This window comes from Sulfuricurvum sp. (genome assembly GCF_023250475.1).
Classification (GTDB): domain Bacteria; phylum Campylobacterota; class Campylobacteria; order Campylobacterales; family Sulfurimonadaceae; genus Sulfuricurvum.
The window spans coordinates 1562-9220 of record NZ_JAHFAQ010000090.1 but is presented as its reverse complement, the minus strand read 5'-3'; the positions used below and the strand labels follow the sequence as shown (position 1 = coordinate 9220).

The following is a 7659-nucleotide window of genomic DNA, read 5'->3' as shown; positions in this document are numbered from 1 at the left end:
CGGATGCAAATTTGCCAACGTTCAGCCGCACTCGGGTTCATCGGCAAACGGTGCCGTTTATGCGGCGTTGCTTCAAGCGGGAGACAAACTCCTCGGTATGGATCTCAGCCACGGCGGACATTTGACACACGGTTCAAAAGTAAGCTTTTCAGGTAAAAACTACCACAGCTTCTCGTACGGTGTCGAACTTGACGGACGTATCAACTATGAGCGTGTCCTCGACATCGCTAAAATCGTTCAACCGAAAATCATCGTCTGCGGTGCTTCAGCCTATGCTCGTGAAATCGATTTCAAAAAATTCCGTGAAATCGCCGATGCGGTCGGAGCACTTTTATTTGCCGATATCGCCCACATCGCAGGTCTTGTCTGTGCCGGTGAGCACCCTAGCCCGTTCCCGTATGCGGATGTCGTAACGACGACAACCCATAAAACGCTCGCAGGTCCTCGCGGCGGTATGATTATGACGAATGATGAAGAGATTGCGAAAAAGATCAACTCGGCTATCTTCCCTGCTCTTCAGGGTGGTCCGTTGGTACACGTAATCGCGGCAAAAGCGGTCGGATTCAAATTCAACCTCTCTCCTGAGTGGAAAGTATACGCCAAGCAAGTCAAAGCGAACGCCGCCGTCCTTGCAGACGTACTTATGAAACGCGGTTATGATATCGTCAGCGGCGGAACAGACAATCATCTCGTCCTCGTCTCATTCCTCAACAAACCGTTCAGCGGAAAAGATGCCGATGCCGCGCTCGGACGTGCGGGAATCACCGTTAACAAAAACACCGTTCCGGGTGAAACGCGCTCTCCGTTCGTCACCTCAGGTGTCCGTATCGGAAGCCCTGCTCTAACGTCACGCGGAATGAAAGAGAAAGAGTTTGAACTCATTGCCAACCGTATTGCCGACGTTTTAGACGATATCGAAAATGAGGGAAAACAAGCCGCTATCAAAGAAGAGCTCAAAGCACTGGCTAAAAATTTCGTTATTTACGACCGACCGACATATTAAGCAAAAGGTACCCTGTATGACCTCGATGGATATAAAGCTGATTAAAATGATTTCAGACCATTACTGGCTGAAACATGACACCGTCGTCGATAAAATCGATTTCAAAGGGCGTACATTTTTTAATAAATATGAAAAAATCGATAAAACCCTCACACAGGCGATTATCGATCAGCATCTCAAAAAACAGATCACCGTTGCCCATTCACTGATTAATAAATTTGAAAAAGTGGAAAATATCGTTATCGATTACAACGGCACCGATCCTCAGCGCTTTTATCACAAAGCCCAACTTCTTCTTAGAGAAGAGGGATTTATCAATTTTACCGCTTTTGAGACCAAAACACCCGGCCATCTGCACGTTTATATCCATAAAGGGCATACGACTTTACAAGAAGCCAATCAACTGGGTAAAATGATTTCGATGAAACTTGCCGCAAAGCAACCGAAACAGTGGCGAATGTTTCCCTCGTTAGATTTACCGATGGAATACAACATTCTCAATCTTCCCTACGAAGTGTACGCTAAAGAGCGCGGTGCTTCGTGGTCGAAACATATGTAAATTCGATAAGCACTATCTACTCTTATAAGGAACGGCACTTCAATGGAAGAAAAAAATGAACTCAACGACATCATTCTAAGCAAAGGCGGATCAAACTCCAACAGTAAAAAATTGCTGTTGGCGATTGCCGCTCTGACCCTTATCCTCATTATTGTTTTAGTAATTATGAATTCGCTCAAAACTCAAAGTGATGCACAGCCGCCGCAAGCCGTAGTTCCGCCTGCACCGACGTCACCGACTGAGATTACGAATGATCCTCTTTTTGAGCCGGTTGAAGTTATTCAAGAAGGTTCCAATACGACAGCGGCAGCAGCGGCAACTACACCGTCCGCCCCTCAGGATTTGGGACAAATCGCCCAAAAAATCAAACAAGAGTCGTTTCAAAACACCCCTCCGCCGGAGCATGTCGTTCAATCCTCATCACCGGCCGCCGTGCAGCCGAGTGCTCCTCAGCAGCAAACCAAGCCGGCTGTGCAAAGCGTTCCCGCTAGCGCTCCGGTAAAAGCTGCCCCTAAACCTGCGGTTCAAACCACTCAAAAATTTGCTCAGCCGGTCGTCAATACGCCGACTATTAAAACCGTGAAGCCGACAGAGGCCAAAAAAGCTCCTGTAGCCCAAAAAACAGTGGCAGCAGCACCGAAGCCTGCTACAGAACCTGTTCAAAAACCGGCAGAGAAAGCTGCGGATAAAACAGCGGCTGAACCGGCAAAAGCAACTGCGGAGGCAGCACCTAAAGCTGCTCCCAAAGCCGTTGATACAACCGGAACCTATTACATTCAAGTAGGTTCATTCTCCAAAGAGCCGAACAAAGCCCTTTTCGATCGCCTCAATGCCAGCGGCCTTAAATACACAACCGTTCCTTCCGGAGCCGCTACAAAAGTGATGGTCGGACCGTTCCAAGGTGAAAAAGCAGCACGGGATGTCTTAGGAAACGTTAAACGCAACATCGAATCCGGCGCATACATAACAAAGGGGTAACGTGATCTCTTCACGCCATTTTTCTCTCGATCAATTTGCTCCCATAGCCGTCTACGAAAAGGCCAAAAGCCTTTTCCCCTCCGAAGTCAGTTTTCTATTTGAAAGTGCCGGCAACAGTGACGGAAACTACACCATCATCGTTATCGGTGCACGCGAACGCCTCACGTATCGTAATAAAATAACAACGTACATCGATGAAAAGGGAGATAGCCATTCGCTTACCCTCTCTCCGTTTGAATTTTTAAAAGAGTATTACGCCGCACTCGATCAATCCGCCTATCGTGAGAAAGCACGCGAACTGAATGTCGGCTATATCGACGGGTTCATCGGCTATATCGGATACGATATGGTACAGGTTTTTGAACATGTCCTTGAAGCGTCTATGAGCCAGCTGGAGGATCAAACCGATATCCCCGATATGGATCTGATCCTCCCGAAACTCGCCCTCGTCGTTTCGCATAAAAATGCAACGATTACGATGCTCAGCTGTGTCGAGTCGATGATCGGACGTTTTGAAGAGATAGAGGCTGTTCTCAAATCTCCCTATAGCTACACTCCGCTTAAGCCGATACAAGAGGACAAAGGGGGAGAATTTATCTTCTCGAAAGAGAAGTTTTTCTCGATGGTGGATGAGTCCAAAAAGATGATTCTCAGCGGCGACGTATTTCAAATCCTGATGACGAACCGCTATATCCGCCATGCCCATATCGATCCGTTCAGCTTTTACCGTATTTTAAGACTCAAAAATCCCTCTCCGTATATGTATTTGATGGAGTATGAAGATTTTAGCATCGTCGGCAGTTCTCCGGAGGTGATGGTACGTCTCAGTGACGGTGACATCCTCCTTCGTCCGATCGCCGGAACCCGTAAACGAGGCGGAACCAAACAGCGCGATTTGGAACTCGAAGAGGAGCTTCTCTCCGATCCGAAAGAACTATCCGAACACCTGATGCTGATCGATCTGGGACGCAACGATGTCGGACGGGTTGCCAAAACGGGAACCGTTCGGGTGGAAGAGATGATGCATGTCGAGCGCTATTCTCATGTCATGCATATCGTCTCCGATGTCCACGCCCAAATCGCAGAGGATAAAGATATGTTCGATCTCCTCGCCGCGACATTTACGGCGGGTACGATGACGGGTGCTCCGAAAATCCGTGCGATGGAGCTTATCGCGCAATTTGAAGGGGTTAAACGGGGATTTTACAGCGGAACCATCGGCTATTTCGGATTTGACGGCAACATGGACAGTGCCATCACGATCCGTACCGCCCTTATCAAACCCGATTATGTTGTTCTCCAAGCGGGTGCGGGTGTCGTTGCCGATTCGGTGCATGAACTCGAATACCTCGAAGTGACCAACAAACTCGGCGCTCTGATGAGCACACTGGATGATCTGGTTTCCCCTAAATGAATCTCTTTACTATTTTCGGTGATCCGGTGAGCCACTCGCGCTCCCCGCTGATGCACAACTGCGTTTTTAAAGCGCTCAATATCGATGCGTGCTACAGCCGTACCCGCCTAAGCGACGGCTCGCAGCTGCGCGACGTTTTTTTTGCCAAAGCCCTCAGCGGTGCCAACGTCACCGTCCCCCACAAAGAAGCCGCCTATGCGCAATGCGACGAAGTGCGCGGTATCGCCAAAACGATTCAGGCGGTCAATACGCTCGTCTTGGAAAATGGGCGCATGATCGGGTACAACACCGATGCTGACGGTTTTATGTCCGCGATACAATCATTCGGTTCTATCCAAACCGCATTGATTCTCGGAGCGGGAGGAACGGCACGCGCCCTCTCTATCGCACTGCATCAAGGGCATATCACCCCGACTATCCTCAACCGCTCCTCCGGACGGCTGGAGTATTTCAAAAACGGCGGTTTTGACGCGTACAGCTGGGACGATTTTACCGCCGCACGGTACGATCTCATCATCAACACCACTTCCGCGGGGCTGAGCGATGATGAATTGCCGATCCCTAGAGCGCTGCTGAGCGAACTCTTATCCGATGCGAAAGGGGCCGTCGATGTTATTTACGGCAAAGAGACCCCCTTTCTGCGTGAAGTCAAAATCAGCGCCCTCCCCTACAAAGACGGCTCCGATATGCTTTTGGCGCAAGGGGTATTGGCCAATTATCTTTTTATACACGGTGCATTCTCTCACAATGAGATCGAAGTGCCGATGAAACACAGTTTCTCCCTCTGATGCAGATCGACGGACGTTTTTGGCTTACCAAAGAGGGACAAAGCTTTTTAGGTGCGGGACGGATCGAACTGCTGGAGCGGATCGATAAGACCGGATCGATCAATGCCGCCGCCAAAGAGATGAAAATGAGCTACAAGGCGGCGTGGGAGCGGATCAACGGGATGAACGCACTCGCCGATCAGCCCCTGATAGAGCGATTAACGGGCGGCAAAGGGGGCGGAGGGACGAAACTCACCCCCTACGCCCGCGAACTCATCGCGACGTTTCACCGCTTCAATGAGCTTCACCGCCAGTTTATCGACCGTTTCGCCGAAGCGGGAGACGATCCCGAACGTCTCGCCCGCATCCTCAGCCGTACCTTTCTCACCACCAGTGCGCGCAATCAGCTCCCGGCGACTCTTCTAAGCATCGAAGAGAGAGGTCTTAACGGTGTCCTCACCCTCTCGTTGACGGGAAGCCATACGATCAAATCGGTTATTACCCTCAAATCGATTAAAAACATGGGGCTTAGTGTCGGATGTGATCTCTACGCCATCATCAAATCGAGCGACGTGAGCATCGTTACCGCTCCCCCTAAAGCAGATGAAGCGTTGAATTGTCTCAAAGGGACGATCAGTCGTATCGAATCCCAAGACGAAACGGATGAGATTACCTTCGCACTCGATCTTTTTACCGAACTTATCGCCCTCATGAACCCCAAAGATACTAAAAAACTTTCCGAGGGTATGAACGCCTACGCCCTGATCTCTCCAAGTCATATTATTATCGGGCTATAACACTTTTAGATCATACTCCTACAAACTTTAAGCCTTTTTCTCTATAATTTCGTTATATCTTACAAAACATAACGAAATTGTCGCGTTTTTCCGTGAACCGTTTTTGCAATGTTTGGTTTGTGTTTATCATTATATCAAAACAGATACAAGGAGTCTTTTATGTTAACCTCTGCCCGCAACACCCTCTACGGTACGGTCGATTCGGTTATTACCGGTGCCGTCAATTCCGAACTCATCCTCTCCCTCGGTTCTGAAAAACTCGTCGCTACGATTACCAATGAATCGGTTAAAAATCTTGAAATCACGATCGGGAGCAGTGCCTATGCCCTGATCAAATCGAGTTCGATTATTTTGGCAAAAACCAAACCTACCCGTATCAGCGCACGCAATGTCCTCGCCGCTACCGTGAGCGACGTTATCAAAGGGGCGGTAAACGCCGAGATCAAAATGAATATCGGAAACACTACTCTCACAGCGATAATAACCAATGAATCGTGCGAAGAGCTGATGATGAAACAAGGGGATGAAGTCTATGCGATCTTCAAAGCCTCAAGTGTCATTATCGGCATGTTGTAAAAGGAGCCTTGATGAAACTGTTGACACTATTATTCGCCTCTCTCGCCTTTGCTTCGGCAATGGCTGCCCAAACGATCACCGTTGCCGCTGCGGCCAATATGAAATACGCGATAACCGATATCGCCAAAGCGTTTAGTGATGAAAGCGGGATCGATGTCAAAATCATCACCGGCGCGTCGGGAAAACTGACACAGCAAATTATGAGCGGTGCACCGTATGATGCCTTTTTATCGGCAGATGTCGAATTTCCTGCGAAACTGGTGCAAGGGGGATACACGACAACTCCCGCTCAAATCTATGCCTACGGAACACTCATTTTATGGAGTGATACCGGTGCCGATCTCTCTAAGGGAATCGCTATCGTAGCCGATCCGTCAGTCAAAAAGATTGCCATTGCCAATCCCAAAACCGCCCCTTACGGTACAGAAGCAATGAATGCAATGCGCTATTACAAAATAGCCGATTCGGCAGTACCAAAAATCGTAACCGCAGAATCAATTTCGCAAGTGGGCAGCTATGTCACGACGAAAGCAGTCGATGTGGGCTTTATGGCAAAATCAATCGTCCTCAGCCCAGAGATGAAAAATGTCGGAAAATGGATTGAAATCGATCCGAAATCGTACAACACGATCGATCAGGCGATGGTGGGACTCAAAAACGGCTCACCTGAAAACCAGATCGCGGCTAAAAAATTCATCCGGTTTATCTCTTCCCCTAAAGCGTTAGCCATCTTGAAAGCGAGCGGGTATGGCTTACCTGCTAAAAAATAAGGATACTTTATGACAAAACTCAGCATTGCCGCCGCACTTATTTTGGGAGCATCTATCTTAGCTCAAGCGGAAGATGATTTGACCCGTGCCTTTACGGAAGGAAAACTCGAAGCTCGCATTCGTATGCAATATTTCAATACGAACTGGGATGATAATGATGGATGGAATTTGGGGACTGTACCCAACCCGTCCAACACCAATACCAAACCTGACGGCGACAGCGAAGGGATGGCTATCGGGGGAAGTTTGATTTATAAAAGTGCCCCTTTCCGCGGTTTCAGCGTCGGAGCTGGAATGTATACGACCCGAGGACTAAGCGGTATGAGCGACGATAATAACGGCATCTATGCGGGATATGCGAAAAATACGACGGCATCAGACCTGTTTGCGCGCGGTCCCGGAGCGGCAACGGAATACGGACAGGGATTTAACGTTCTAGCCCAGGCGTATCTCCAATACGATATCGCCAAATCATCGATCAAAGGGGGTCGATTTTTGATGAGCAACCCGTGGATCACCCCCAATGATACCAAAATGATTCCGATTGCTATCGAAGGATATCAGGCGATTTCCAACGATCTTGCCAATACGACCGTTCAGCTCGATTATGCCGATAAGATCAAAGAGCGCGGTATGACCTATTTCGGCTCAATGGCCGATACGGGAGACACACCGGATGCGATTAAAAACTACTATCGTACTCATTACACCGTTACCAAAGCGATTAACGACACGTTACCGAATCCGGATATCAACAACGTCCAAAACCTGTACGGACAGGATTCCGCACCTGCC

8 protein-coding genes and 1 pseudogene are annotated in these 7659 nt (G+C 48.8%); all 9 read left to right on the top strand.

The genetic code is table 11. The features are described 5' to 3' along the window. The coding region (locus Q0C19_RS08830; protein WP_295055191.1) for a serine hydroxymethyltransferase at positions 1-1003 on the top strand (1003 nt) is incomplete at its 5' end. A gap of 16 nt (positions 1004-1019) precedes the next feature. Beyond that, positions 1020-1562, top strand: coding sequence for a DUF1882 domain-containing protein (locus Q0C19_RS08825; protein ID WP_295055189.1), 543 nt, complete (start codon positions 1020-1022; stop codon positions 1560-1562). 42 nt (positions 1563-1604) lie between these two features. After that, positions 1605-2540: an SPOR domain-containing protein gene (locus tag Q0C19_RS08820; protein ID WP_295055188.1), complete on the top strand. Its 936-nt coding sequence runs from the start codon at positions 1605-1607 to the stop codon at positions 2538-2540. A gap of 1 nt (position 2541) precedes the next feature. Beyond that, on the top strand, positions 2542-3954 hold the full coding sequence (locus Q0C19_RS08815; RefSeq protein WP_295055187.1) for an anthranilate synthase component I family protein: 1413 nt from the start codon (positions 2542-2544) through the stop codon (positions 3952-3954). Further along, entirely contained in the window at positions 3951-4742 is a 792-nt protein-coding gene (locus Q0C19_RS08810; protein WP_295055185.1) for a shikimate dehydrogenase, read from the top strand. Before Q0C19_RS08815 ends, Q0C19_RS08810 begins: the two co-directional genes overlap by 4 nt. Continuing rightward, on the top strand, positions 4742-5518 hold the full coding sequence (locus Q0C19_RS08805; RefSeq protein ID WP_295055184.1) for a TOBE domain-containing protein: 777 nt from the start codon (positions 4742-4744) through the stop codon (positions 5516-5518). The genes Q0C19_RS08810 and Q0C19_RS08805 overlap by 1 nt, the downstream gene beginning before the upstream one ends. 159 nt (positions 5519-5677) lie before the next feature. Then, a complete protein-coding gene (locus Q0C19_RS08800) occupies positions 5678-6094 on the top strand; it encodes a TOBE domain-containing protein (protein ID WP_295055182.1) in 417 nt (138 codons plus the stop codon). An 11-nt stretch (positions 6095-6105) separates the two neighbouring features. Next, on the top strand, positions 6106-6864 hold the full coding sequence (gene modA, locus Q0C19_RS08795) for a molybdate ABC transporter substrate-binding protein (RefSeq protein ID WP_295055180.1): 759 nt from the start codon (positions 6106-6108) through the stop codon (positions 6862-6864). 9 nt (positions 6865-6873) lie between these two features. Beyond that, positions 6874-7659 (top strand): annotated as a pseudogene (locus Q0C19_RS08790) (hypothetical protein); the annotation flags it as partial.

What these genes read in the sequence shown, in the direction of transcription:
- Q0C19_RS08825 (WP_295055189.1), top strand. Translation starts at nt 1,020, where the DNA reads ATGACCTCGATGGATATAAAGCTGATTAAAATGATTTCAGACCATTAC.
- Q0C19_RS08800 (WP_295055182.1), top strand. Translation starts at nt 5,678, where the DNA reads ATGTTAACCTCTGCCCGCAACACCCTCTACGGTACGGTCGATTCGGTT.
- modA (WP_295055180.1), top strand. Translation starts at nt 6,106, where the DNA reads ATGAAACTGTTGACACTATTATTCGCCTCTCTCGCCTTTGCTTCGGCA.
- Q0C19_RS08820 (WP_295055188.1), top strand. Translation starts at nt 1,605, where the DNA reads ATGGAAGAAAAAAATGAACTCAACGACATCATTCTAAGCAAAGGCGGA.
- Q0C19_RS08805 (WP_295055184.1), top strand. Translation starts at nt 4,742, where the DNA reads ATGCAGATCGACGGACGTTTTTGGCTTACCAAAGAGGGACAAAGCTTT.
- Q0C19_RS08810 (WP_295055185.1), top strand. Translation starts at nt 3,951, where the DNA reads ATGAATCTCTTTACTATTTTCGGTGATCCGGTGAGCCACTCGCGCTCC.